This is a genomic window from Shewanella xiamenensis (assembly GCF_014647135.1).
Taxonomy (GTDB): Bacteria; Pseudomonadota; Gammaproteobacteria; order Enterobacterales; family Shewanellaceae; genus Shewanella; species Shewanella xiamenensis.
Genome location: NZ_BMOP01000063.1, coordinates 1 through 573 on the forward strand (window position 1 = coordinate 1; position 573 = coordinate 573).

Annotated in this window: 1 protein-coding gene; it reads right to left on the bottom strand. The window is 45.0% G+C overall.

Annotated features, from left to right (window positions below):
- The coding region (locus tag IEY09_RS20145) for an IS110 family RNA-guided transposase (RefSeq protein WP_188872424.1) at window positions 1-573 on the bottom strand (573 nt) is incomplete at both ends.

Sequence of the window (573 nt, forward strand, 5' to 3'; positions counted from 1 at the left end):
CAAGGAGGTTATCTTTACCTCCGCTGCTGTGTTGCTTGGGAACCAAGCCACACCAAGCTGAAAAGTGTCTACCATTACTGAAGTCTTTACCCTCTCCAGCAGCCGCATAAAAGGCCGTAGCGGTGACGGGACCAATACCTGGGATAGTCTCTAAACGCTGGCAAATCACATTGTTTTTCGTTTCAGTGAGTACTTGGGTATCACAATCCTTAAGCCGTCTTTCTATATCTGTAAACTCTTCATATAACTGATAAAAAATTGTTCGACCTTTGGTAGTCAGCGCATTGGTTTCGTTAGTCAAAATCTCAGGAAACTGTACTTTAAAAGCCGATTTACTTTTGGCTATCACGATGCCGTATTCAGCTAACATACCTCGCACTTGGTTGATTAAGGCTGTTGATTGCTTAGTTAATCGTTCGCGCATTCGGTGGAGCAGTTGCACATCTTGCTGCTCGACGCTTTTGGGTTTTACAAACCGCATGTTGGGTCGCTGCGCAGCCTCCGCGATGGCTAAAGCATCATTGTAGTCATTTTTGTTACCTTGCCGAAAAGGCACGACAAATTGAGGAGCAA